This is a genomic window from Halogranum roseipondis (assembly GCF_059695585.1).
Genome location: NZ_CM185235.1, coordinates 1,537,264 through 1,560,268, shown reverse-complemented (window position 1 = coordinate 1,560,268; position 23,005 = coordinate 1,537,264). Strand labels below are relative to the sequence as shown.

The following is a 23,005-nucleotide window of genomic DNA, read 5'->3' as shown; positions in this document are numbered from 1 at the left end:
CTCACGTCGTCGGTAGGGGTCGCCGTTCGACGTCGACCATCGCTCGATCGGCGAACTCGGCTTCGTACACGTCCGGCGTCTCCAGTTCGTCGCGCCAGAAGGTCGCGTCGAACCGATCGTCGTAGTGGTTCAGAACCGCCGTGAGCAGCTGACCGTGCGTACCGACGACGACGGTGCCGTCCTCGTACCGCGACAACACCCGGTCGAGCGCAGCGAGTCCGCGTCGCTGTGCGGCGAGACTCGACTCGCCGTCGGGCCACGCGAACGACCAGTCTTCCCACACCGCGGCGACGGCGCTCTCGAACGTCTCGCCGATCGTCTCGACGGGGCCGTCCGTCAGCCGTCGCTCGCGGAACCCGGCGTCGACGTCGACGCCGAGCCCGTGACGGTCGGCGACGGGTTCGACCGTCTCGTACGCGCGCCGGTAGGGACTCGACACGACGGCGTCGATCGACTCGTCTGCGAGGAGCGTCGCGACGCGATCGGCGGCGTCCCGCCCCTCCGCCGAGAGCGGTCGCTCGGCCTCACGATTGGGAACCCACGGCGACTGGGCGTGTCGGACGAAGTAGACGGTGGTCATTCCGGAGACGACTCCCGACAGCGCCAAAGCGGTTCCGTTCGCCGCAGACGCCACCGAGTCCGACGACAGTAGTCGACAGCGCGCGCGAGAACCGAGCGGCAACTCGGCGCGTCGGACGGCGTGACCTTTCGGACGAACGGTCAGTTCTCCGGCGGCATCACGTTCTGTTTCGGCCAAACGACCATCGGATTTGTCGCTTCTATGGTCCTATTCCGAGGATAGGATTACGATCACCAATAGATTGATTACCTTCGACGACATTCGACCAGTTGTATGAGCGCAGGAACGACAACCACACGAAACTGGGAGAGTCCCGAGACGTGCCCGTTCTGTGGTGGCGAACTGACGGACGGCGGCGCGGGGTTCATCGACCACATCGACGACCACCCTAGCTGTCAAAACGAGTTCCGCGACTGGCGCTCGATGGTCGCCTCCGACATGAGCGGCGAGTGGGGTGGCTGACGGTCACGATTATCCACTCCCGAACCTCGATGTCACGGCCCGCGCCGGCCGAAACGGTGCCTCTCAGTCGGTGAGTCCGTACCCCTTCTTGAACAGATAGACGTCCAGCGTGGCGACGAGCACCGTCAAGAGGAGCAACACCGCAAGCGACGCGTTCGGGTCGACCTCTGCACGGCCGATGAAGCCGTAGCGGACGCCGTTGACCATGTAGATCATCGGGTTCAACAGCGAGACGTCACGGAGCATCGGCGGGATGTCCGACAGCGAGTAGAAGACGCCGCCGAAGAACACCAACGGACGAAGAATGAACTGGTTCATCATCGTCAGGTCGTCGAAGTCCTCCGCCCAGAGGCCGCCGGCGACGCCGAAACTCGCGAACAGCAGCGTGATGACGAGCATGAACGCGACCAGGTAGAGCGGCTGGGCGACGCCGACGCTGGCGGCGTACAGCGGGTTGATGATGGCGAGGCCGAGCAGGGCGACGAGCACGCCGACGATGACGCCACGGGTCGCACTGGAGACGATGTAGGCCCAGACCATCTGCCCGTAGGAGAGCGGCGAGGTGAGCGTCTCGTGGATGTACTCGTTCCATCGGCCGTGGAAGATACTGAACGAGGCGTTCTCGAAGGCGTTGGAGACGGCCCCGAGCACGATGAGCCCCGGCAGGATGAACACGATGTAGGGCACCCCCGCGATGTCGCGGATGCGCTCGCCGAGGATGAGCCCGAACACCGAGAAGTACAGCACGTTCGTGATGAACGGCGGTGCGAACGTGTTGCGCGGGCGGCGGACGAACCGGAGGATCTCCCGGCGGACGAGCGTCTTGAACCCCGTCGGAAGCAGGCTCACTGCGTCTCACCTCCGATGGTCGCCGACTGTCCCTGCGTCATCTCGACGAACACCTCCTCCAGCGAGGTCCGCGAGATGTCGAGGTCGACGATTTCGTGGCCGGCACGGTCGAGTTCGCGGACGATGTCGGGAGCGACGACGCCACCCTGTCGCGCGGTGACGACGAGACGGCCGTCGACGAGGTCGACGTCGTCGATGTGGCCGTTTCCAGCTGTGAGCTCGGGTATCGACGTCGGCGACTCGCGGAACGTGATGGTGATCTTGTCGGCACCGCGGTCCATCAGGTCGTCGGGGCTGGCGACCTCGACGACGCTCCCCGAGTCGAGGATAGCCACCTCGTCGCAGAGCCGTTCGGCCTCCTCGATGTAGTGGGTCGTCAGTAGGATGGTCGTCCCGTTGTCGTTCAGTTCGGTGATGAGGGTCCAGAGGTCACGGCGGAGCTGGACGTCGACCCCGGCGGTCGGTTCGTCGAGGATGAGCAGGTCGGGGTCGGTGATGAGCGCGCGCGCGAGCATGAACCGGCGTTTCATCCCCCCGGAGAGCCAGTCGAAGCGCGTGTCGCGTTTCTCGTAGATGCCGACGCGTCGCAGGACCTCGTCGGCGCGGTCGCGTGCCTCGTCGGCGGGGATGCCGTGGTAGCCCGCCTTGTGTTCGAGCACCTCCTTGATGGGGAAGAAGCGGTCGACGTTGAACTCCTGGGGGGCGAGTCCGATCGCGTCGCGCGCCGCCTGGTAGTCGGACTCGACGTCGTGCCCGAACACCCGCGCCTCGCCGCCGGACTTACGGACGAGTCCGACGAGGACGTTGATGAACGTCGTCTTGCCCGCCCCGTTGGGGCCGAGGAGTCCGAAGAAAGAGCCCTCGGGGACGGTGAGCGACGCCCCGTCGAGCGCCTGCACGTCGCCGTATCGCTTGTGGAGATCTGAGACCTCGATCGCAGCAGTCATTCGTCTCACAGTCGACGACACAGCGCATTAAGCGGCGTGACCGACGGCAGTCTTGCCTGAGAACCACACACCGGCAACGGAGGCCGGAACCGAGAGACAGTAGCGTGGTGCGCACAGCCGTGGGCTGGGGCATCACCCGACATAGATGTATACTGGAAGACATTTATATCATCCGCTCAAACGGCCGAGATATGCAGCGACGAACTGTCATCGCAAGCCTCGGTACCCTGCTCGTGGCCGGTTGTTCCGGCGCACCCTCCAACGATTCGTCGAACAACTCGACCGGCAACGGATCGGCGTCCGGCGACGCCCCCGCCCCGGAGTTCACGTTCCGCTCGATGGGGCCGGAGACGACGCGCGTCACCCACATGGACGGCGACCGGATCACGGACGACGCGACGAAGGAGGTCTACGTCACCGTCGGCGGCGAGCGCGCCGTCACCTGGGTCTCCGACTCCGCGGAGGAGACGGCCGGCTCTTACCCCATCTCGGTCGGCAACTACGTCGAAGTCGAGACGACCAACGGCGACGAGGTGGCCGTCGTCTGGGTGAGCCAGGACGGGGGCGAGGAGACGCTCGCGACGCACACCGTCGAAGTCGAGAGTACGGCGACGCCGACGTCGACACCGTCGGGTAACGAGTCGACCGGCAACGAGACGACGAGCAACGAAACCGTGACCGGTAACGAGACGACTACCGGTAACGAGACGACTACCGGCAACGAGACGACTACCGGTAACGAGACGACTACCGGCAACGAGACGACTACCGGCAACGAGTCGGCGTAACGCCGCACTCGTCACCGGCGTCGACCGTCATTTTTTGTCGGGGCATAACGCTCTGAGCCTCGCCGCCGTCGCGCGAGCAGCGATGGCGTCGCCGTGTTGGACGACGCGACGAAGAGTGTCGACGGCCTGCCCGAAGAGGAACGCGTCCGCTCGACCGCTCTCGTAGAGCGCACGGTCGAACTCGTCGAGGTCGTCCAGGAGTCGACCACCCGACTCGCGAAGGTCGGAAAGCGTCGTTCTGTCGTCTCCGTCGAGCAGCGCGGCGACGGCGTCTTCGGTGTGCGTTCGTGCGCGGCGTGCGTAGGAGGCCGTCGAGTCGAGCCACTCGTCCGGCGGCGACTCGTCGACTCGACCGGCGGCCGGCGCGAGTTCCGCAGCCTGCACCGCGATGCGGCCGAGTCGGTCGGCCGCCACCCGGTAGTCGAACAGCGCCGGTCGACCGAATCCGAGCGTGTTCAGCGTCTTCTGGTCGGTCAGCGTCCGCTCGAAGTAACGCTCGACGACGGCCGCCCGGCGTTCGGCGTCGCGGCGACGTTCAGTGACGTGGGACGCGAGTTCCTCGTCGGCCGTGGTCAACGCGGTCACTGCGTCGGTCTGCATCGAGAGCGCGACGTACTGGAGCTGCATCACCGTACGGTCGATAGACACCGTCTCCGTATCGAGCAGACAGCCGACGGTGACCGCGTCGCCGGTGTCGGCGACGATCTGGAAGCCGGTTCGACCGTTGACCGCTGTGGTGACCGCACGCCGCTGGGCGGGCGAGAGACCGTCGCCGACGAACCGGACTCGGTCGTAGCCGAGACCGTAACACCGTTCGACGGTCCGGCGGACCGCCGTCGGCGACTCGTCTGCGACGTCGACGGTCGACGTGCCGCCGTCGGCCGTCTGGTCCGCGCCGATGACGAGCGATCCGTCCGCTCCGGGACAGAGCGCGAGCTGCATCCCCGGTTCGATGCCGTGGTCACAGGCCCACTGCTTCGGTAGCGAGATGGTGTAGGTCGAGCTTCCGGTCTGCTGGACCTTCCGACGCTCCATCTCCGGTCACCCGAACTTGCCGGTGATGTAGTCTCCGACCCGCTGGCTCTCGGGGTCGGTGAATATCTTCTCCGTGTCGTCGTACTCGACGAGTTGGCCGCCGGTGAGAAAGACGGCCGTCTGATCCGAGATACGTTGGGCCTGCTGCATGTTGTGTGTGACGACGACGACGGTGTAATCCTCGGCGAGGTCGGCGATGAGATCCTCGATGCGGGAGGTGGCGATGGGGTCCAGCGCCGACGCCGGTTCGTCCATCAGGATGACCTCGGGGTCCGTCGCGAGACAGCGAGCGATGCAAAGCCGTTGTTGCTGGCCACCCGACAACTCCAGCGCGTTGTCGTCGAGGCGATCCTGCACCTCGTCCCAGAGCGCCGCGTTCCGTAGTGACTGTTCGACGAGCGCGTCCGCTTTCTCCGTGGTAGCGGTACCGAGCAGTTTCGCGAGCACACCAGAGTTGAGATCGCCGTGTTTCCGCGGTCCGTACGTGACGTTGTCGCGGATCGACTTCGGGAACGGGTTCGGCGACTGGAACACCATCCCGACGCGCTTGCGCAGTTCGACGAGGTTGACGCCGTCCTGGTAGATCTCGTCACCGTCGAACGTGACGGAGCCGTCGACTTCGGCGGCGGCGATCCGGTCGTTCATCCGGTTGAGACACCGGAGGTACGTCGACTTTCCACAGCCCGACGGCCCGATGAGTGCGGTCACGCTCTCTTCGGGGATGTCCATCGAGACGCTCTCGAGCGCGTGGTCGTCACCGTAGTAGACGTCGAGGTCCTCGACCGAGAGCTTCGCCTCGCCCTCGAACCGGTAGTCGGTCCACTCCTCGCGGACCGCCTCGTCCGTCTCGCCGACCGTGGTGGTGCCGGTGTTCGTGCTCGTGTGCTGTTCGTCCGTGCGTGGTTTCGCGTTACTCATGGTACAGTTTCCTCCGGAAGTAGAGTCGACTACCGATACCGATCGCGTACAGCCCCAGGACGACGAGCAGCAGGACGAGCGCCGTCCCCCATCCGAACTCCTGGACGGAGAAGGGAGCGCCCTGTCCGGGGAGCCGTCCGCTCGTAATCGACGTGTACAGTTGATACGGGAGCGCGCTGCCCGCGGTCATCAGTGCCTCGTTCGTCACGAACGGCGGCGCAAGCGAGAACTCGAACGAACCGAGCACGTTCGGCGTCGAGTTGGCGAACGGGGGGCCGCCGAACGTTAAGAGCAGCGGCGCAGTCTCGCCAGCGATACGACCGACACCGAGGATGACGCCCGTGATGACGCCGGGCATCGCCGCCGGGAGGACGACGCTCTTGATGGTCTGCCACTTCGTGACGCCGAGTGCGGCGCTCGCGTCGCGGTACTCGGCGGGAACCGCCTTGATCGACTCCCTGCTCGTGATGACCACGAGCGGAAGGAGCATGAATCCGAGCACGAGCTGGCCGCCGAGCAGCGACTTGCTCCCGTTGCTGACGCGGGGGAGCAGGAACGCGAGCCCGAACAGCCCGAAGACGATGCTCGGCGTGCTCCAGAGCCCGTTCGTCGCGATCTCGACGAGCTGGGTGAACCGGCCGTCCTCGGCGTACTCGGTGAGGAACACCGCAGCACCGATACCGAGCGGGACCGCGAACACCATCGCCCCGACGACGAGCCAGAGCGTCCCCACGATGGCCGGGAGGACGCCCGGGACGTCGACGTACAGGCTCTGACTGACGTTCATCAGGAACGGAATCGAGACGAGACCACTCCCGCCGACGGTCGCGTCGGTCAGCAGCGTGTCGAGCCCGTTGACGACGATGAACCCGACCAACAGCGTGAGGACGGCGAGCATCCCGAAGACGCTCACGCCGACGAGCAGGAACGCCCCGCTCTGTCGACCGCGCGCGCCGAACCCCGCTCGGGCCTTCGCGGCACTCCAGACACCGACGAGCGAACCGACGATGGCCAGTGCCGGGACGACGACCGGGGCGGTGAGTGTGAGAGAGAGCGTCTCCGGCGACCACGACCAGCCGGTGCCGACGAGACCGGTCGCGAACACGGTTCCGACGAGGAGCAGGAACGCGCCTGCCGGTACCGTCGACCCGATATCTTCGTCCGGAAGCACCGACACCGCCGCAGCGATGGTACCGACGACGAAGCCACCGAGCGCCCAGCCGACACCGCCGAGACCGAGCAGTTGCGACGTGAGCACCCCGCCTGTGACGAGTCCGAGCGACCCGACCAGGACCCCGGTCACCAGACCGGCGGTGTGGGTCGGGTCCGTCTCTATCGCGCCGGTCGTCGACGCGACACCGAGCCCGAGGATACCGACGGCCATCAAGACGAGACACAGCCCGAGCGCCTGGAACAGCGAGACGCCGAGGACGTCAGTGCCGGGGGTGACCCACCGGAACAGCAGCAGCCAACTCGCCACGAAGGCGAGCACACCGAGCCCGATGGTGCCGGAGGCGACGCGGTTACCGAGGCTGGAACCGTCGGTGACGAGCGACGTCTGTCGGACGTTGCTCACTGTGCACCCCCCAGCTTCTCTCTCGTGCGCGATTCGATGTACTGCGCGCCGACGCTCATCGCGAAGACAGTGACGAAGAGGATGACGCCGCCCGCGAAGAGGGCGCTCAGGTGGACGCCCGACGCGTTGCCCGCCTCGAAGGCGATGACGGTTGTGAGCGTCTCCCCGTGTGAGCCGAAGACGTCGTACAGCGGCGTCGGGAAGCCGGATTTGTTGTGAGTGATCATCACCGTCGCGGCCATCGTCTCCCCCATCGCGCGGCCGACGCCGAGGATGACCGCAGCGGAGACGCCGGAGAACGCCGCCGGGACGGTGACGCTCTTCATCGTCTGCCAGTCGGTCGACCCCATCGCCAGCGAGCCGCTCTTCATCGACTCGGGGACCGTCGAGAGGGCGTCCTCGGCGACGGTGACGATGGTGGGCAACGCCATGATGCCGATCATCGTGCCGACGGTGAACAGGTTCCCGATGGTCGGCGTCGACAGCTCGGAGTAGAAGTAGTCGTTGACGATGACGAATCCGATGAACCCGTACGTGATAGAGGGGATACCGGCCATCATCTCGATACCCGGTTTGACGAACTCACGGACGGTTCCGGGAGCGATTTCACTCAAGAACAACGCGCCCGCGATGCCGAGCGGGGCCGAGACGAGCGTCGCGATGGTGGTCGTCACGAGCGTCCCGAAGATCATCGGCGTCAGCGAGTACGTCCCGCTCCCCCACAGCGGCTTGTCCGTCTTCGTGAGCAGGTCCAGCCCCATCGCTCGGAACGCCGGAATCGCCTCGAGGAAGATGAACGCGATGATGAGTCCGAGGATGGCGACTGTCAGGATCGTGGCTAAGAACGTGAGTCCGCGTGCAGTTTCCGGTTGATACGCGTACCAGCCGACTGCAGCTAGCACGACGAAAGCGAAGAACGGGACGGCAGTCCAGCGTGACCCGGTCATGAACAGGACGAACGTCACGAGCAGGATCGCCGCGCCGATCCCCCACAGCGTCACTGCGCCGTCGTCGTACCGTGAGCGGTAGTCCGCGGTAGTGGTCGACAGTGCGTCTAACATTGTTACGAACGTGATGGAAAGTAATCGTGGTGGTCGAAACGCGAACGACGGTCGCCGCGATCAGTTGTAGTTGCCGGGCTTGACCTTCTCGCGCTGCTTCTTCAGGCGCTCCTCGGGGAGCTTGAAGTAGTTGTTCGCTTCGACGAAGTTCTTCTGTCCGAAGTCACTGAGAACGAAGTTGAGGAACGCGGCCTCCTGCTTCGACGTGTCTTCCCACGTGTAGGCGTGGAGGTCACGCGAGAGCGGGTACTCCTTCGAGCCGAGGTTCTTGCCGTACTCGTAGAGCGTCCCGTCGATCTCGAGGCCGATGGGCGGGACCTGTCCGTCGGGCTGGACGAACGCCAGTGCGATGTAGGCGATGGCGTTGTCGGCCTGCGAGACGGCCTGCTGGAGCTGCTGGTTCTTCCCGTAGCGCTGGTCCGGACTGATGGATGCCTCGGGGTCGCCGTAGACGTTGCTGCGGAACGCGGTGTCCGTCCCGGAGCCTTCGGCGCGACCGAGCGCGAGGATCTCCTTGTCCGGACCGCCGACGGCACTCCAGTTCGTGAGTTCGCCCTTGTAGATCTGCTTCAGCTGGTCGAGGGTGATCTGTTCGACGCCAGCGTCGACGATCTCTTTCGAGGCGACGATGGGCTGTCCGTCGACGCCGACGACGTGGTCGACGAACTTGTCGAGTTCCGACTGGGAGACGTCCTTGCCGCTGAGTTCCGCCTTCGCCGACGCACTGGCGTCACCGATGTCGACGCGACCGTCCATCACGCCTTCGATGCCGGTTCCGGAGTGGCTGAGCGCGACGTTCACGAGGTACGGCGGGTTACTCCGTTCACCCGTCGCCTCGTACCCGTACAGGCCGGCGAAGTAGTCGGCGAGTCGCTTGTCGGTGTCGTACGTCTCGGCGGCCCACTGCTCCGGCCAGTAGTCCTCGTCGCCCGGCTCGGGGTTCGAGTTCCAGTAGCTCGCACCGGTGTTGGTGATGGGGAACACCGTCGAGGAGCCGTCGGCCGTCAGCGGCTGGGTCGACCCGGCGCTCTCGCTTTGGGTCTCCGTCCCGCCGCTCGCGGCCTGCTCGCCGGAGTCGGTGTCAGTGGAGCTGCCGTTGCCGCTCGTCCCACCGTTGCCAGAACAACCGGCGAGCGCAGCGACGCCGGCTGCGCCGGATGCAACGAGGAACTTGCGCCGCGATGCCGAGGTGGCCTGCCGCTCTGAGTCACGCGTCATCACCAGCACATCCCCGGTTCAAACGTAAGAGGGCTGCTAATACCCGAATACAGTAGTCCCACACACTACTGGTTGCACGGTAGCAGTCAGCGGAGCAACTGACGAATATATAGACCTATTTGTGGGTCGGTACGTTCCGCTGGTTGATAATATCTCGTCGTTTCAATTTAATTGTTGCGTCTCGTATGATTCAATCTATGGAAGCGAGTGCGACAGTCACCCCTGATCGCAGACACTGACACGACGTGTCACACCAGAACAACGTTTATGGTGTTGGGAATAATCGTGTCAAACACGCCAATCGCGTGGCAGTCACGCCGCGCGAGGTGACTCCCATGACCACTCCGACCCACACCATCCCGACGCTTGCTCGCTATGGCGAGACCGTCGGGAAGATTCGTCGCACGAACTGCGACGGAGGGGTCGGCGTGGACTCTCACCCGCGCACTCGGTTCGACCTCGTCGTCGCGTAACGCAGGACGCGGCGGTCGTCGGTCCGCTTCTCTGAACCCTCTCGGAGAGCAGGGCCGACGCTGTCGGTCGACCCGAGCGCGGGTCCACCCTTCTCCGCCGCATCCTCACACCGACGACAGTCGCCGGACTGTCACCGGTGGTCGACTCGATCCGACCGGCCTCGTCGGCTGACGCCCACGACCGACGAGCGGTCGTCGGTCGTCGACTCGACCGCCACCCGACCGGAGAGAGGCATCGCTACCCCTGCGGGCACCGCCCGTGGAGCGCGCCTTCGCGGCGCGTCGCGTTCGAACCGCGACAGGGGCCTCATGTCAGTCCAGAAGAGACCCGACGTGACGGTTCGCGCCGAACTGACCGTCCTGGTGTCGCGGCACGCCCGCGGCGACCTCCACGACGGCGTCCGCGACCGTCTCCGCAAGATCGACGGCGTCCAGGCGATCGAGACGGTCGACATCCGCGGCCTCCAGCCGGGGTTGAACGACCTCACCGTGGAGGTGGAGACGACGCTCCGCCTCCGTCCGGACGCCCCCGACGACGAGAGCGTCGCGGCACAGCTCGCCGACGGCTTCGGCATCAAGCGCGCCGTCGCGACGGTCGACTCGCACACCGGCGTCGGTTGACGGACCGTCGTGTCCGTCCGCCGTCGTCGGTGACGCGAGTTCGGCGCTCCCACCCCGCGACGCTCGTCGGCCCCCCGAACCGCTCGACGACTACATCCGAACTCACAGCCCCCGATGAAACGACATCGCGTCGCCCGACACGACAACGCACGACCCTACGACCACCGACCCGCACCCCCGGCGCTCGTCTCGCTGGCGCTCGCCCTCGTCACGCCCGCCGCCGTGTTCGCGGTCGCCCACCCGCTGCTCGCGGCCCTCCTCGCCGTGGTCGCAGCCGTCGGTCTCGTCGGCTTCCGTCGACGAGAGTGAACAGGTCGAGCGGCATCGAACGCCGCAAGACTGAGTCCGGTCAGTTCGTCGCTCGCAGTCGCTCGATGCGACGGCGGGTTCGCGGATGCGACCGCACCGGAAACGGAATCGGTTCTTCACCCGCTTCTTTCGACTCGTTTCGTCGCCTCAGCGGCTGCTCTTCGTACATCGCCTCGACGGCCGCCGGGTCGGTCCAGTCGATGTCGGCGTTCGAGTCGACCGTCTCGCGCTCACGGTGTTCGAACGGGTACGGCAGGAACGACACCGCCTTCACGCTACTGTCGTGTGCGCGGAGGTCACGCGACGGAATCGCCCGTGCTCGGTCGTCGAGCGTCGCGAGTGCGCTCGCCAACGCTACCGGGTTCCCGGTGAGTCGTGCCGCCGCACGGTCGGCGGCGTACTCCCGCTGGACGGCGAAGAGGCGGAAGACCGCCTCGCTGACGACGCCGAAGACGAGTCCGACGGCGATACCGACGAGAGCACTCAGGAAGTTGTTCTCGCCGAGACCGACGAACCCTCGTTCGTCCGTTCGGTCGACGTCACGACTCAGTCGCTCGGACTGCCAGACGAGGTACCGGTGTGCGACGATTGCGGGTGCTGCCGCGAACACCACCGCCAACCGGTCGCGGTTCACCACGTGGGCCAGTTCGTGTGCGAGGACGGCGGCGAGTTCCTCCGCGTCGAGTGCGTCGAGGAGTCCCGTGGTCACGACGACCACAGGGTTACCCGGACGGCCAGCGACGACACTGTTCGGGACGGGTGAGTCGGCGACGGCGAGCCCCGGTTTCGGAACGTCGGCCTGGCGGCAAAGACGATCCAGTAGTGCGTGGAGGTCCGGTTCCTCCTCGGCGGTGACCGTCTGCGGTGAAACCGACCCGAGCGTTCGCCAGTAGGCGTAGGCCGCTTGAAGGGCGACGACAAGCGGCGTTCCGACGGCGGTCGCGAAGAGTGCGTCTCGGAGCCCAACGGTCGGGAGAGTGTACGCAACGAACCCTGCCGGGCCGAACACGAGAAGCGCGTCGAAGCCGAGGACGACGAGGACGGCTCCTACAAGTCGAACCCGGAGCCAGTGGTCGGGACGGAGCGACATCAGCAGGGGTTCGGCGGTCGAACGGGAAAAACCACCGGGGAAGGTGGGGGAACCGACCGGCGCTGTCGCCGGGAGAGTCAAGCCGATTGCCGCCCTCCCGAGTCGTGTGAGCGAACAGTCGTCCGGAGAGTCGTCGTGGCTCCCGCCAGCCGAGAACCTCGACGAGGCGGAGGTTCGAGAGACGCTCGACCGACTCCACGGTCTCGGCTACCTCCTCGACGACGCCGTCCGAGTGCCGGGAACGAACTACCGGATCGGACTCGACCCGCTTCTCGGTCTCCTCCCCGTCGTCGGCGACGCGCCGGGGGCCGTGCTCGCGGCGTACATCGTCGTCGAGGCCGCGTATCTCGGCGTGCCGCGAGAGACGCTGCTGCGGATGTTGTTCAACCTCGTCGTCGACGCCACCGTCGGGTCGCTGCCCGTCGTCGGTGACGTGTTCGACGCGGTCTGGAAGGCCAACGCACGCAACGTCCGACTGGCGGAGGCGCGCCGCGTCGACCCCGATGGCGGGGCCGCAGACCGTCGGTTCCTGCTCGTCGCGACAGCAGGGTTGTTCGGCTTCCTGCTTGCACTCGGCGCAGCGTCGACACTCCTCGCCGTGTGGCTCCTCGGAGAACTCGGACTGGTGTAGCTCAGTCGTCGCCGGGGTAGGCGTGACCGGTCGACTGGCTCTGCGTGTGGCTCTCGGTCCGCGTCTGTGCCGGGGAGTCGGGAACGTAGACGTTCTCCGGGAGGAATCCGCGGCCGAGCCGAGCCTGGAGTCGAACCACGCGGGGGAAGACGGCGTCCCACTTCATCAGGGCGAACCCGAAGCAGATGAGTGCGAACCCACCGACGGTGGCGGCGGTGATCGACTCGCCGAGCAGCGCCCAGCCAGCCAGTGCCGCGAACACCGGCACCGCGTAGTTGACGAGGCTGATCTCGGTCGGGCCGAGTCGGTCCAGGAGGTGGAAGTAGATCAGGAACCCACCCGCACCGGCGGCGACCCCGAGGTACGCGAGCGAGAGGAGGACGTCTCCCGACCACCGGACGGTCGTGACCGACGGCTCACCGAGCGCGACGTGCAGGACGTGCAGGAGTCCGGCACCGACCAGCATCGTCCACGCCTGCGCCGTCGACAGCGGGAGTCGCGCCGGGAGACGGTCGGTCAGGACCGCTCCGAACGCGAAGCTCGCGGCCGAGAGGAACATGAGCGCGACGCCGGTGAACTGTCCACCCAGCGCCGTGGGGTCGGGGTCGGCGACGACGACCACGCCCGCGAGGCCGAACAGCACGCCCAGCATCCCGGGGAGGCCGATGCGCTCGTCCGGCAGCAGAAACCACGCGAAAAGCGGCGTCAGCATCGGCGTGGTACTCATAATGATCGCGCCGGTCGCGCTCGTCACGTACTGTTGGCCGGTGAACAGCAGGCCGAAGTGTAGTCCGATGACGAGGACGCCGCCGACGCCGACGAGAATCCACTCGTCACGTCCGCGCGGGAACCAGCGGTCGGTTCGCGACAGCGCGACGGCGAAGAGCAGCAGGCCGGCGACGTCGTAGCGCAGCGCCGCAAAGAGGATCGGAGGGAGTTCCGCGAGACCGGATTTGATGGCCATGAAGGAGGTACCCCAGACGAACGCAAGCGCGACGAACAGCAGTGCATCACGGTGTTTAGTCAGATTCCATATAGATTTCATCGTATCGTGTATCCCAGTCGGGGAACCAACGTAATAGCCCCGGGCACATGAATATTCTCGAACCCTCGATAACACGCGACACGGGTGTGACGCCCTCTCAACTCCAGGATCTTACACGATTGTTGACCCCGTTGGTACGGGGCGGTGGATACCTCGAATAAAGTCGAGCGATCCCGTCAGCGCCGTCGGGCGATCAGCGCGAACCCGGCGAGTGCGAACAGCACTGTGAGAACACCGAAACCGGGTGACTCCGTCTGCGTCGTCGACGGGGAGTCGGGACGCTCGGTGTTCGTCGACGTCGGCGTCGCGTTCGTCTGGGACGTGGCCGTCGAGCGGTTCGACGAGTCGGATTGAGTACTGGAGACGTCGTCGCCACCGTCGTCCGAGAGACCGATAGCGAACGTGGAGAACCCGGGCGACGTCGCGAGATACGTCGTCCCGCGTTTGTGTTCGGTGTCGAGCGCCTGCCACTCGCCGTCGTGGTATCGGTACAGAACCACGTCTGCAGCGGCGGCGTCACCCGAGATCACACCGTCGTCGACGGTGAACTTGATCGTCGCCGACTCGATCTCCCCGTCTTTCACCCCGTCCGTCTCGACGTCGAAGAATTCGACGGGCGTGTGACCGTCGAGCGCTCGACTGTCCGCGGGCTGGTCCGTGTTGTCGGCGACAGAGAGATCGAAGCCGTAGCCGAACACCGGCGTCACCGCGACGCGGTCGACCGTGGCGTCACCTGCGTCGACGCCGTCGCCGAGCGGTGCGCGGATGAGTTCGCCTCGCTCTTCGGGCTCGAACGAGACGTGTGCGACCCCGTCCGTGACGGTGACTTTGGCGGGCGTGTCTTGGCCAGCACTTCCACCGCCGCTACTACCGCCACTGCTTCCGCCGTCGACACTCGTGTCGACCTCGAACTCTACGTGACGGTCCTCGGTGAGAGTCACCTCCGTCTCCTCGACGGAGCTCTCGAACCCACACTCGTGGACGTCACTCCCGTCGTCGAGACCCTCCTGCACGTCGACCGAGATCTGGACGTTGCCGGCGGCCTCGATGCCGGCGTCTTCGTTGTCGTAGTTCACTAACTGACCGTTCTCGTTCGTCTCCATACACCACCCGGCGACGGAACCGTCGTCCGAACGGTGAGTTACCGTGACGTCCGCCCCGTGGACCGGATCTCCGGTCTCGTCGACGACCGAGACCGTCAACAGGTTAGCTTCGGGAAGCGTCGTCGTCCCGAGGTCGGTCTCGCCGTCCACGTCGACGGTACCGAGCGAGTAGACGTCCGGGACGCCGTCTCGTGCGAACGTTTCGTCGCCGTTCTCGCCCTCTTCGTACTGGAGGTAGCCCAGGTCGTACGTCTCACCCTGGTGGGCGGAGAGTTCGAAGTTCCCGCTCGCGCCGAGCGGAAGATACTCGACGTGTTCCCACTCCTCGGTCGCCGCGTGGACGAGTCCGTCTACAGGTTCGTTGCCCGCAGACTCGACGGACCCCGTCACCGGAACGTTGCCAGCGGTGTTCCCTGCGGCCGCGACACTCAACGGGGCGGTTCCGACGACCGCTGTGAGGACGAGCAGCGTCGTGACGGTCAGAGTGGTGAGCTTTCGGGACGTCACGCCGACCTCCGACGAGACAGTCGATGATGTTCAGCGCGCATACTGTCGGTGAGAAATAGTTTGTACAAAGGAGTGTCGGGCGAGTTATCAATCTCGAGAATCGGGGCAAGCAGGTGACGGAGGGGGGCGACCAGCGCGACCGCGAACCCGATGCGGCCAGCGACAAACGGTAAGACAGTTACCGCTGCTCCGGTTGGTACACGTATGAGCATCCTCGACGACGCCCGCGCACTCGCCGAGAGCGGGCCTCTCTGCGACGCCTGTCTGGGGCGCGTCTTCGCCGACCGGAGTTTCGGGCTGACGAACGCCGACCGCGGACACAGTCTCCGAGTCGCGGTCGCTCTCGACGCCGACGAACCGTTCGAACCGGTCGAGACGGACGACTGCTGGGTCTGTGAAGGCCGTTGCGCGGAGTTCGACGAGTGGGCCGAACGCTGCGCGGAGAGCGTCGACGGCGTGGAGTTCGCGACGTACCAGGTCGGGACCCGGACGCCGCCGCTCGTCGAGGAGAACGAACTCCTCCTGCGCGAGGGGGCCGGACTGCCCGAAGACGCCGGCGAACTGTTCAAATCGGAGTTCAACCGCGAGGTGGGCAAGCGGGTCGGCCGACTCACCGGGACGGAGGTCGACTTCGACCGCCCGGACGTCCAGTTCACGCTCGACCTCGAGGGCGACGACGTCGAGACGCGCGTCCACTCGGCGTTCGTCTACGGCCGCTACCGGAAGCTCGAACGCGACATCCCGCAGACCGAGTGGCCCTGTCGCGAGTGCAACGGCAGCGGCTATCAGGGCAAACAGCCCTGCGACTACTGTGGCGGGTCGGGCTACCTCTACGACGAGAGCGTCGAACAGCTCACCGCGCCCGTCGTCCGCGACGTGATGGACGGCGTCGAGGCGCTGTTCCACGGTGCCGGCCGCGAGGACGTCGACGCGCTGATGCTCGGGACGGGTCGCCCCTTCGTCGTCGAGGTGAAAGAGCCCCGCCGCCGCACCGTCGACGTCGAGCAGTTGGAGGGCGACATCAACGCCTTCGCCGAGGGGAAAGTCGAGGTCGAGGGGCTCCGCCTCGCAACCTACGACATGGTCGAGCGCGTGAAGGAACTCGACGCGAACAAGACGTATCGCGCGGAGGTGGAGTTCGGCGACGACGTCACCGAGGAGGGGCTGGCGGAGGCGCTCGCCGAACTCGACGGCGCGACCATCGAACAGTACACGCCGAACCGCGTCGACCACCGCCGCGCCAACCTCACGCGCACGCGAGACGTCTACAGCGCGACCGGCGAACTCCACGACCCCCGACACGCCACGGTCGACGTCCACGGTGCGGGCGGGCTCTACATCAAAGAACTCGTCTCCGGCGACGAGGGGCGGACGAACCCCAGTCTCGCGGGTATCCTGGGCGTCGACGCCGTGGTGACGGCGCTCGACGTCGTCGCCGTCGAGGGCGAGGAGGAGTCCTTCGAGGACGAGGCGTTCTTCCGCGACGAATAGCGACGGACAACACCACACTTTTCTGAGAGGAAAGAGACGTCCGGGTCGAACGCCCATGGGTGAGAATCACGCCGACTGGGAGGCGCTGCGCGAGGAACTCGACTGGGACGACGCCGAGACCGAACCCGACGAGATCACCGTGGACGAACCGCGGCTGGCGGTGACGCCGAACCCCTGAGACCCCCGTCGGCGACGGGGACGCAACTGTTCTGTCGTACCGAACGCCGAGTGACGACCACACGAGAGGAAAACCGCTTTGTCGTCGCCCGGAGACCCACCGAGCATGACACGCGTGGGCGCGGACGAGGCGGGGAAGGGGCCCGTCCTCGGACCGATGGTCGCGGCGGCGGTGCGCGCGGAGCCGACGACGCTCCCCGACGGCATCGACGACTCGAAACGCGTCTCGCCGCGTCGACGCGAGGCCATCGCCGCCGACCTCCGTGCACGCGACGACGTCACCGTCGGCGTTGGCGTGATCTCGACCGACCGCATCGACGACCCCGAGACGGACATGAACTCGCTGACGGTCGCCGCACAGGTCGAGGCGGTCGCCGCCGTCGCCCGCGGCGGCGACACGGTCGTCGTCGACGCCGGCGACGTGAGCGAGGCGCGGTTCGGCCGACGGATCCGCGAGGGCGTCGCAGCGGCGGGCGCCGACGTCAACGTCGTCTCCGAACACGGCGCAGACGAGAGCCACGAGATCGTCGGCGCGGCCAGCATCGTTGCGAAAGTCGAACGAGACGCGAGGGTCGACGCTATCGCTCAAAAGTACGCCGTGTACGGCGACGTCGGCAGCGGCTACCCGAGCGATCCGACGACGCGCGAGTTTCTGCGAACCTACGTCGCCGAACAGGGAGAGTTGCCCGACTGCGCCCGCCGGTCGTGGTCGACCTGCGCGGACCTGCTGGCGGCGAACGAGCAGTCGTCGCTGGCGGAGTTCTGAACTAGCTCGGATCGTCTCCGGGTTCGCCAGGAGTGGGGAGCCGAAACTGCTCGACGAGTACGGCCGCACCGACGACACCGACGGCGACGCCGAAACCACCGGCCGAGAAGCCGCCGAGCAACGCGTGAACGCCGGTAAACAGCGCGAGCCCGCCGAGGATCGTCGTCTGTAGCTGGCGTATCGCACCGGAGAGTTCGTCGCGGACGACGCGTCGCATCAGTTCTTCGGAGGGTTCCGAACCGTCGGTTGACATGGCCGTCGAGTCAGGTGGTCGGAGCAAAAACGTTCCGTCCGAGACGCTCTGGTCATCGCACAGCCGTCGCTGGCGGAGTTCTAGCGCATCTCTTCGAGGCCGACGTAGGAGCCCTCTCGGGCCGTGATCCAGCGCGTCATCAGCTCCCACTCCTGTGCGTCGGCCGGATAGACGGTACACTCGTCCGGCGCGTCGTCGTACTCGACGATCTCGGCCCGGTACTCCGCCGCCGGATGCGGGAAGCTGTCGGGAGCGGGTCGTCTGTGGCCGTCGGTCGTCGTACCGTTCGAGTCGTCCGGAAGGGGAGAGGATGCTGCCATGAGTGATCTGATGCCGTCGATAGCCGGCGGGGTCGGGTGGTCGCAGTTCGCTACAGCTGCTGCTTCTCACGCCGGTAGTATAGATAAGGACAGTCGTTCCCAGTCGCTGGGAACGAGCCGTCGGGTCAGTCGCTACGGGACGTCCGCGTCTCGACGCGCTGTGCTCGCCGCTCCGTGAACGACTGCTGTCCTACTAGCGAGACCAGCCCGAACAGTGCGAGCAGTCCGCCGAGAGCGACGGCGTAGAGGGGGAGCCCCAGCAGCGCGACGCCGACCACCAGGAGTTGCCCGCCGCAGAAGAGCGCGAGACCGCCGAACAGCGTCTTCCGCTGGTGGCGGAGCGCGGCATCGGTCTCCTCGCGGACGATGTGTCGTACTTCTCGATGTGTCAGACTGGCGTCGTCGGAGGGCATACTTCGCGAATCCGTCGGTCGAAAGAAAAGCGTTCCGCGTCGGTCAGCGGTTCTCGGTCAGCAGTGCGCGCAGGATGTCACCGTAGGCGGGTCGCGTCAGCAGTACGCCGGCGACGACGCCGAGGATGGTGAAGATGGCGAACCCCTGCAGGTCACCCAGCGAGAGCACCGCCAGCGGACTCATCGCGATGATGGTCGTCGCGGCGGCCGCGCCGATGACCCAGAACGCCTTGCGGAACCTCGACTGGAAGATCTTCCGCGAGCGGACGTCGCCCTCCTGCATCACCTCGTCGGCGATGATGATGAGGTCGTCCACCCCCGTCCCGATGACGGCGATGAACCCCGCGATCACCGAGAGGTCGATCGGGTAGCCGATCGCCGCGGCGAACCCCAGCAGGATGACCACCTCCGAGAGCGCGGTGACGATCATCGGCAGCGCCACCTTCGCCTCGCGGTAGCGGAGGAAGACGACGCCGCTGACGGCGAAGACGGAGATGATGCCCGTGATGAGCGAGTCGACCTTGAAGCTCTCACCCTGCGAGGGCGAGATGAACGAGGAGGTCCCCTCGCCGCCGTCGCCGATGTCGAGTTCGGCCGGGAGCGCACCGGCGCGGAGGTTGATGGCGAGATCCTGCGCCTCAGAGAAGTTCTGCGTGCCGAGGATGAACTGCGGGTCCTGCGTCCACTCGCCGCTCAGCATGCTCGAGGCGAGCGACGGCGACATCCCGGCCGCGTAGACGACCTCGCCGTCGACCTTCGTCACCAGACACGGGTCGGTGCTGTTCGGTGCTTCCTGATACCGACAGGTCGTCCCGCCGGGTTGGGCGACGCCGGTCTCGACGACGTCCTGCCGGAACGGTTCGGCCTGCTCGTCGCTGATGACGACCGGGACGTGCGGTCCCTGGCCGCCCTCACCCTGCTCGGCCGCGCCGATGCGGCGGAAGTCGCCCTGTTCGAGGACGGCCTCGCGGGTCGTGTACGACCCGTTCTCCGTCCGGTAGTAGATGTCGATGCGGACGCTCCCGCGGTCGTCGACGAGGTCGATGACGTCCGAGCGGTCCTCGCCGGGCACCTCGATGAGGATGAAGTGCTCGCCCGTCGAGGTGGTCACCTGCTGGACCGTCCCGCCGCTGAGGCCGGCCTCGTTGATCTTGCTCTCGAGGACGGCGACGGTCTGTTGACGGGTGATCTCGGTGACGCCCTCGCGGACGTTGCCGTACTCGTAGCCCGCCGCGTCGAGCGCGCTCGCGAGCTGCTGCGTGCTCACGTTCTCGGAGGTCACCTCGACGGCGTTCGACCCCTGCTCCTCGCCGGCGGGTCGGGCCGTCACGTCGGTGACCGGCACGCCGTCGAGTTCGGCGGCGACGTTGTCCTCGACGGTCGAGAGGCTCTCGTTGCGGAAGTCGACCTCCTCGGCGGTGACGCCGACCAGCGGCGCGCGGATGCGCGTCCCGCCGGAGAGTTCGAGGCCGAACTGGAGGTTGGTCGGTCCCTCTCGTGCGGCGTCGTCACCGGCCGCCGGTGAGTCGCCCCCGGCGGTCACCGACGGCGGTGCGAACAGCGCGAACGTGCTGGCGAGCAGCACGACGATCAGGACGACGACGCGCCAGTTGTCGCGAAGGACGCCCATCAGCGGGCCACCCCCTCGAACTTCCACCAGCGAAGCAGGCTCAGGTTGAGCAGGTAGGTGTTCATCAGGTCGGCCGTCAGTCCGAACACCAGGATGATGCCGATGGACGACAGCAGCTGGATGCCGAACAGCGTCGCCGTGATGGTCATGACCACCATCGCCGCCAGCGACGTGAGCGTCATCGTCACACCGGTCCGCATCGCGCTGCCGACGGAGGTGTAGAAGTCACCGCTGCGCCGCAGGACGTGGTTGTTCAGGAGGATGTCCGAGTCGACGGAGTACCCGATGATCATCAGGAGAGCGGCGACGGTCCCGAGCGAGAGTTCGATCCCCAACAGGTTCATCAGCGCCACCGGGATGACGATGTCGGAGAACGCCGAGATGACGACGGCGATGGAGGGGACGAACGTCCGAAACATCGCGAACACGAGGAGGCTCATCCCGAGGAAGGCGATGGCGACGCCGCCGATCGCGAGCAGCTGCGTGTCGGCACCGAAGCTCGGTCCGACCGCGTCGATAGAGCGGATCTCGAACCCGGCCTGTCGGGCCTGGTTCTCCAGTTGAGTGGTGCTCGGGGCGTCACCCTGGTTCGCCTGGAACGTGACGATGTAAGTGTTGTCCGCCGCGGCCACGGAGCGGATCGACTCCGGGGTCGTCGAGAACGCCGACTGGATCTGCTCGCGGGCCGCACCGTCGTTCGGGGCGTCGACCGCGACGCGGAGCTCCGTCCCGCCGGTGAACTCGACGCCGGGGTCGACCGGCGTCCCCGTCAGCGCGAACGTCCCCGCGATGACGACGAGTGAGACCGCGAGCACCGCCAGCGGGACGGCCGCGAGTTGGCGATTCGAGTACCGCGTGTAGTCGACCTCGAAGAGGTCGAACGGGAGGCTGATCTGTCCCGACACGGGGTCAGGCCACCTCCGGTACTGCGAACAGAGTCATGAGTTCGGGTCGTTCTGGACGCCGAATAAGCCTTCTTCTTTCCAGACCGACACACGGCCGACGAATGCGGCCGACGCGGACCGAGCGACGGCCGCGTCGTCCGCCGCCCGCGACGAGAGACATTTGGGCGTGGGAGGCCAACGTCTCGACATGAGCACGAACACCGGCACGGCCACGCGCGTCGTCCTCTCCTACCCCGCCGAACTGAGCCGGTGGGGTCGCGACCAGGTGACGAGCAGTCGTTACGTCAACTATCTGCGCAAGACGGTCGGCGACGTCTCCGTCGGCACGGAGTTCGAGGAGTTCGCCGACGTCGGCTGCTGCGGCAACACGCTCGACGTCCCGTTCCGCGTCGAGGCCGTCGACGGCGGCGACGAGATGGGACCGGACACCGAGATCGAGTTCGTCGAGCGCGACGCGAAGATGGAAGGCGGGTGGCGAGTTCAGAGCGCCGCTGGTCCCGAGGAGCGCTGAAGACGACCCGCCTCACCGACGGTTCAGGGCATGTAGCGGACGCTCACCACGCCGGGAGCCCACCGGATCTCGACGCGGTTCACGCCGAGGCGGGCGGCTCGGCTGAGCGTCGATTCGACGTCGTCCGCGACGTCGTCGACGGCCTGCTCAGTCTGCTCCTCGGGGACCGTCAGGACGTGAATCTCGCCCGTCCCCGCCCGTTCCTCCCGGTGGAGGCTGCCGGTCTCCTGGGCGGCGGCGAGCTCTTTGACGTGGGCGGTCGGCGACTCGTCGTTCCGCTCGATGGCGATCGTCCAGCGACGCTCGATCTCGATCAGTTGCCACGAGACGTTCATCGGCGGGTCGGGTGCGACCGTCCCCGTGACGGCGTCGTGGACCTCGACGCCGGGGTTCGTCGACAGCGTGTGGACCTGCCCGTCGTGGACGTCGCGGAGGACGGCCGACTCGTCGTCGGCCGCCGTGACGAGGAACGTGCTCTCCTTCCGTTCGTCTTCCGTCGGCTCGTCGGTCATTGGACGCTCTACTCCGTCTGTCCTTTTGCCGGTTTCGTCGCGCGGGCGGTGCGGGAGACGCTCACACGGGGCGTCGCGACGGGGTGTATCGACGACGCTCGGTTGACGTGCGGTCGAGGTTAGGTCGACGTGCGGTCGACCTCACTCGCCGACCGTGCGGTGGACGAGCCAGATGAGTCCTCCCGCGAGCGCCGGCGGGAGGACGGCGGCCGCCTGCGGGAGCGCGTAGAGCACCGAGACGACGGGCGCGAACAGCCCGGTCGGCTGGCCGCGACACACCTGCTCGCCGTCGAGCGTGAAACACTCCGGCACCGAGACGACGAGGCCGACGTACAGCGAGGCGATGAACACGTAGCCGGCGACGGCGAGCAGCTGGTCGTAGCGCGCCCCGGCGTCGGCCGCCAACGCTCGGCGGTGGCGACGTGCGACCAAGAGGACGGGCGCGACGGCCGGCGCGACGAGAAACAGGCCGACGACGGCGTAGAAGGAGCGCGAGAGCGTCAACGACCCGCCCTGGATGCTCGCGGTCTGCCCGATGAGGACGACCAGGCTGAGCGCGACGAAGAGCGAGAGCAGCGCCGCGGCGAGACCCCCGACGAGCACGTACGACTTGAACAGCCGGGAGTCGGTCCGCCCGAACGCGTAGGGGAACGCCCCGAACAGTCCCCGATAGCCGTCTGCCATTGGTCGAGGTTGGGGCTTGGTGTGATTAAACTGCCCGATTCGGGCGTTCGAACGCGGTGTCGGCAGGCGACTGACGACGACAGCTCCCCTCCGACGGGCGACAGGGACAACGCCTTTACTCCCACCCTGC

Annotated in this window: 29 protein-coding genes; 11 read left to right on the top strand and 18 right to left on the bottom strand. The window is 66.6% G+C overall.

Annotated elements, in window-relative coordinates; translation table 11 throughout:
- Nucleotide 1 precedes the first annotated feature (1 nt).
- Nucleotides 2-580, bottom strand: a complete 579-nt coding sequence (locus EOHIBHHM_RS08390; protein WP_497256436.1) for a histidine phosphatase family protein — start codon at nucleotides 578-580, stop codon at nucleotides 2-4.
- Here EOHIBHHM_RS08390 and EOHIBHHM_RS08385 point away from each other — a divergent pair.
- Nucleotides 573-704 (top strand): hypothetical protein, encoded by a 132-nt coding sequence (locus EOHIBHHM_RS08385; RefSeq protein ID WP_497256434.1) that lies wholly within the window; start codon nucleotides 573-575, stop codon nucleotides 702-704. The genes EOHIBHHM_RS08390 and EOHIBHHM_RS08385 overlap by 8 nt on opposite strands.
- 149 nt (nucleotides 705-853) lie before the next feature.
- A complete protein-coding gene (locus EOHIBHHM_RS08380) occupies nucleotides 854-1,042 on the top strand; it encodes a DUF7501 family protein (RefSeq protein WP_497256432.1) in 189 nt (62 codons plus the stop codon).
- 63 nt (nucleotides 1,043-1,105) lie between these two features.
- Here EOHIBHHM_RS08380 and EOHIBHHM_RS08375 read toward each other — a convergent pair whose 3' ends face one another.
- Nucleotides 1,106-1,891: an ABC transporter permease gene (locus EOHIBHHM_RS08375; RefSeq protein ID WP_497256430.1), complete on the bottom strand. Its 786-nt coding sequence runs from the start codon at nucleotides 1,889-1,891 to the stop codon at nucleotides 1,106-1,108.
- A complete protein-coding gene (locus tag EOHIBHHM_RS08370; protein WP_497256428.1) occupies nucleotides 1,888-2,838 on the bottom strand; it encodes an ABC transporter ATP-binding protein in 951 nt (316 codons plus the stop codon). The genes EOHIBHHM_RS08375 and EOHIBHHM_RS08370 overlap by 4 nt, the downstream gene beginning before the upstream one ends.
- A gap of 191 nt (nucleotides 2,839-3,029) precedes the next feature.
- Between EOHIBHHM_RS08370 and EOHIBHHM_RS08365 the strand changes: the two genes are divergently transcribed.
- Complete coding sequence (locus tag EOHIBHHM_RS08365; protein ID WP_497256426.1) at nucleotides 3,030-3,626, top strand: twin-arginine translocation signal domain-containing protein; 597 nt, start codon at nucleotides 3,030-3,032, stop codon at nucleotides 3,624-3,626.
- 27 nt (nucleotides 3,627-3,653) lie between these two features.
- On the opposite strand, the gene EOHIBHHM_RS08360 is transcribed toward EOHIBHHM_RS08365, so the two are convergent.
- Genes EOHIBHHM_RS08360 through EOHIBHHM_RS08340 form a run of 5 tightly spaced genes read right to left on the bottom strand, consistent with a single transcriptional unit; the run spans nucleotide 3,654 to nucleotide 9,434 of the window.
- Nucleotides 3,654-4,661 carry a hypothetical protein gene (locus EOHIBHHM_RS08360; protein ID WP_497256424.1) on the bottom strand — a complete coding sequence of 336 codons (1,008 nt, stop codon included), beginning with the start codon at nucleotides 4,659-4,661 and terminating at the stop codon, nucleotides 3,654-3,656.
- Between the two features lie 6 nt (nucleotides 4,662-4,667).
- Nucleotides 4,668-5,579, bottom strand: a complete 912-nt coding sequence (gene pstB / locus EOHIBHHM_RS08355; RefSeq protein ID WP_497256422.1) for a phosphate ABC transporter ATP-binding protein PstB — start codon at nucleotides 5,577-5,579, stop codon at nucleotides 4,668-4,670.
- Nucleotides 5,572-7,155: a phosphate ABC transporter permease PstA gene (pstA, locus tag EOHIBHHM_RS08350; RefSeq protein ID WP_497256420.1), complete on the bottom strand. Its 1,584-nt coding sequence runs from the start codon at nucleotides 7,153-7,155 to the stop codon at nucleotides 5,572-5,574. The genes pstB and pstA overlap by 8 nt, the downstream gene beginning before the upstream one ends.
- Complete coding sequence (gene pstC / locus EOHIBHHM_RS08345) at nucleotides 7,152-8,216, bottom strand: phosphate ABC transporter permease subunit PstC (RefSeq protein ID WP_497256418.1); 1,065 nt, start codon at nucleotides 8,214-8,216, stop codon at nucleotides 7,152-7,154. The genes pstA and pstC overlap by 4 nt, the downstream gene beginning before the upstream one ends.
- Nucleotides 8,217-8,276: 60 nt before the next feature.
- A complete protein-coding gene (locus EOHIBHHM_RS08340) occupies nucleotides 8,277-9,434 on the bottom strand; it encodes a PstS family phosphate ABC transporter substrate-binding protein (RefSeq protein WP_497256416.1) in 1,158 nt (385 codons plus the stop codon).
- A 335-nt stretch (nucleotides 9,435-9,769) separates the two neighbouring features.
- On the opposite strand from EOHIBHHM_RS08340, the gene EOHIBHHM_RS08335 reads away from it, so the two are divergent.
- From EOHIBHHM_RS08335 to EOHIBHHM_RS08325, 3 genes are all read left to right on the top strand, one after another.
- Entirely contained in the window at nucleotides 9,770-9,907 is a 138-nt protein-coding gene (locus tag EOHIBHHM_RS08335; RefSeq protein WP_170864908.1) for a hypothetical protein, read from the top strand.
- Between the two features lie 309 nt (nucleotides 9,908-10,216).
- A complete protein-coding gene (locus EOHIBHHM_RS08330; RefSeq protein WP_089827496.1) occupies nucleotides 10,217-10,528 on the top strand; it encodes a hypothetical protein in 312 nt (103 codons plus the stop codon).
- A 114-nt stretch (nucleotides 10,529-10,642) separates the two neighbouring features.
- Nucleotides 10,643-10,837 carry a hypothetical protein gene (locus EOHIBHHM_RS08325; RefSeq protein ID WP_497256414.1) on the top strand — a complete coding sequence of 65 codons (195 nt, stop codon included), beginning with the start codon at nucleotides 10,643-10,645 and terminating at the stop codon, nucleotides 10,835-10,837.
- A 40-nt stretch (nucleotides 10,838-10,877) separates the two neighbouring features.
- Here the strand turns inward: EOHIBHHM_RS08325 and EOHIBHHM_RS08320 are convergent, their stop codons facing one another.
- On the bottom strand, nucleotides 10,878-11,927 hold the full coding sequence (locus EOHIBHHM_RS08320) for a M48 family metalloprotease (protein ID WP_497256412.1): 1,050 nt from the start codon (nucleotides 11,925-11,927) through the stop codon (nucleotides 10,878-10,880).
- 106 nt (nucleotides 11,928-12,033) lie between these two features.
- Between EOHIBHHM_RS08320 and EOHIBHHM_RS08315 the strand changes: the two genes are divergently transcribed.
- On the top strand, nucleotides 12,034-12,558 hold the full coding sequence (locus tag EOHIBHHM_RS08315; RefSeq protein WP_497256410.1) for a DUF4112 domain-containing protein: 525 nt from the start codon (nucleotides 12,034-12,036) through the stop codon (nucleotides 12,556-12,558).
- 1 nt (nucleotide 12,559) lies between these two features.
- Here the strand turns inward: EOHIBHHM_RS08315 and EOHIBHHM_RS08310 are convergent, their stop codons facing one another.
- A complete protein-coding gene (locus EOHIBHHM_RS08310; protein ID WP_497256408.1) occupies nucleotides 12,560-13,603 on the bottom strand; it encodes a DMT family transporter in 1,044 nt (347 codons plus the stop codon).
- Nucleotides 13,604-13,779: 176 nt separating this feature from the next.
- The gene (locus tag EOHIBHHM_RS08305) at nucleotides 13,780-15,213 is read right to left on the bottom strand and encodes a PGF-pre-PGF domain-containing protein (RefSeq protein ID WP_497256406.1); all 1,434 of its coding nucleotides are present in this window, start codon (nucleotides 15,211-15,213) and stop codon (nucleotides 13,780-13,782) included.
- Nucleotides 15,214-15,417: 204 nt separating this feature from the next.
- On the opposite strand from EOHIBHHM_RS08305, the gene EOHIBHHM_RS08300 reads away from it, so the two are divergent.
- From EOHIBHHM_RS08300 to rnhB, 3 genes are all read left to right on the top strand, one after another.
- Nucleotides 15,418-16,704: a tRNA pseudouridine(54/55) synthase Pus10 gene (locus EOHIBHHM_RS08300; protein WP_497256404.1), complete on the top strand. Its 1,287-nt coding sequence runs from the start codon at nucleotides 15,418-15,420 to the stop codon at nucleotides 16,702-16,704.
- 55 nt (nucleotides 16,705-16,759) lie between these two features.
- The gene (locus EOHIBHHM_RS08295; RefSeq protein ID WP_497256402.1) at nucleotides 16,760-16,882 is read left to right on the top strand and encodes a hypothetical protein; all 123 of its coding nucleotides are present in this window, start codon (nucleotides 16,760-16,762) and stop codon (nucleotides 16,880-16,882) included.
- Nucleotides 16,883-16,987: 105 nt separating this feature from the next.
- A complete protein-coding gene (rnhB, locus tag EOHIBHHM_RS08290; protein WP_497256400.1) occupies nucleotides 16,988-17,647 on the top strand; it encodes a ribonuclease HII in 660 nt (219 codons plus the stop codon).
- 1 nt (nucleotide 17,648) lies between these two features.
- Here the strand turns inward: rnhB and EOHIBHHM_RS08285 are convergent, their stop codons facing one another.
- The 5 genes from EOHIBHHM_RS08285 to secF form a co-directional block, all read right to left on the bottom strand.
- Entirely contained in the window at nucleotides 17,649-17,900 is a 252-nt protein-coding gene (locus tag EOHIBHHM_RS08285) for a hypothetical protein (protein WP_497256398.1), read from the bottom strand.
- An 80-nt stretch (nucleotides 17,901-17,980) separates the two neighbouring features.
- Entirely contained in the window at nucleotides 17,981-18,220 is a 240-nt protein-coding gene (locus EOHIBHHM_RS08280) for a DUF7511 domain-containing protein (RefSeq protein WP_497256396.1), read from the bottom strand.
- A 125-nt stretch (nucleotides 18,221-18,345) separates the two neighbouring features.
- Nucleotides 18,346-18,633 (bottom strand): hypothetical protein, encoded by a 288-nt coding sequence (locus tag EOHIBHHM_RS08275; protein ID WP_497256394.1) that lies wholly within the window; start codon nucleotides 18,631-18,633, stop codon nucleotides 18,346-18,348.
- 43 nt (nucleotides 18,634-18,676) lie between these two features.
- Nucleotides 18,677-20,263, bottom strand: a complete 1,587-nt coding sequence (locus EOHIBHHM_RS08270; protein WP_497256955.1) for a preprotein translocase subunit SecD — start codon at nucleotides 20,261-20,263, stop codon at nucleotides 18,677-18,679.
- Nucleotides 20,263-21,168, bottom strand: a complete 906-nt coding sequence (gene secF / locus EOHIBHHM_RS08265) for a protein translocase subunit SecF (protein ID WP_497256392.1) — start codon at nucleotides 21,166-21,168, stop codon at nucleotides 20,263-20,265. Before secF ends, EOHIBHHM_RS08270 begins: the two co-directional genes overlap by 1 nt.
- 187 nt (nucleotides 21,169-21,355) lie before the next feature.
- On the opposite strand from secF, the gene EOHIBHHM_RS08260 reads away from it, so the two are divergent.
- Nucleotides 21,356-21,679, top strand: coding sequence for a DUF7968 family protein (locus EOHIBHHM_RS08260; RefSeq protein WP_497256390.1), 324 nt, complete (start codon nucleotides 21,356-21,358; stop codon nucleotides 21,677-21,679).
- 23 nt (nucleotides 21,680-21,702) lie between these two features.
- On the opposite strand, the gene EOHIBHHM_RS08255 is transcribed toward EOHIBHHM_RS08260, so the two are convergent.
- Together EOHIBHHM_RS08255 and EOHIBHHM_RS08250 are read right to left on the bottom strand one after the other, a co-directional pair.
- Nucleotides 21,703-22,191, bottom strand: coding sequence for a DUF5812 family protein (locus tag EOHIBHHM_RS08255; RefSeq protein WP_497256388.1), 489 nt, complete (start codon nucleotides 22,189-22,191; stop codon nucleotides 21,703-21,705).
- Between the two features lie 141 nt (nucleotides 22,192-22,332).
- Nucleotides 22,333-22,875 carry a DUF8056 family protein gene (locus EOHIBHHM_RS08250; RefSeq protein ID WP_497256386.1) on the bottom strand — a complete coding sequence of 181 codons (543 nt, stop codon included), beginning with the start codon at nucleotides 22,873-22,875 and terminating at the stop codon, nucleotides 22,333-22,335.
- Nucleotides 22,876-23,005 lie beyond the last annotated feature (130 nt).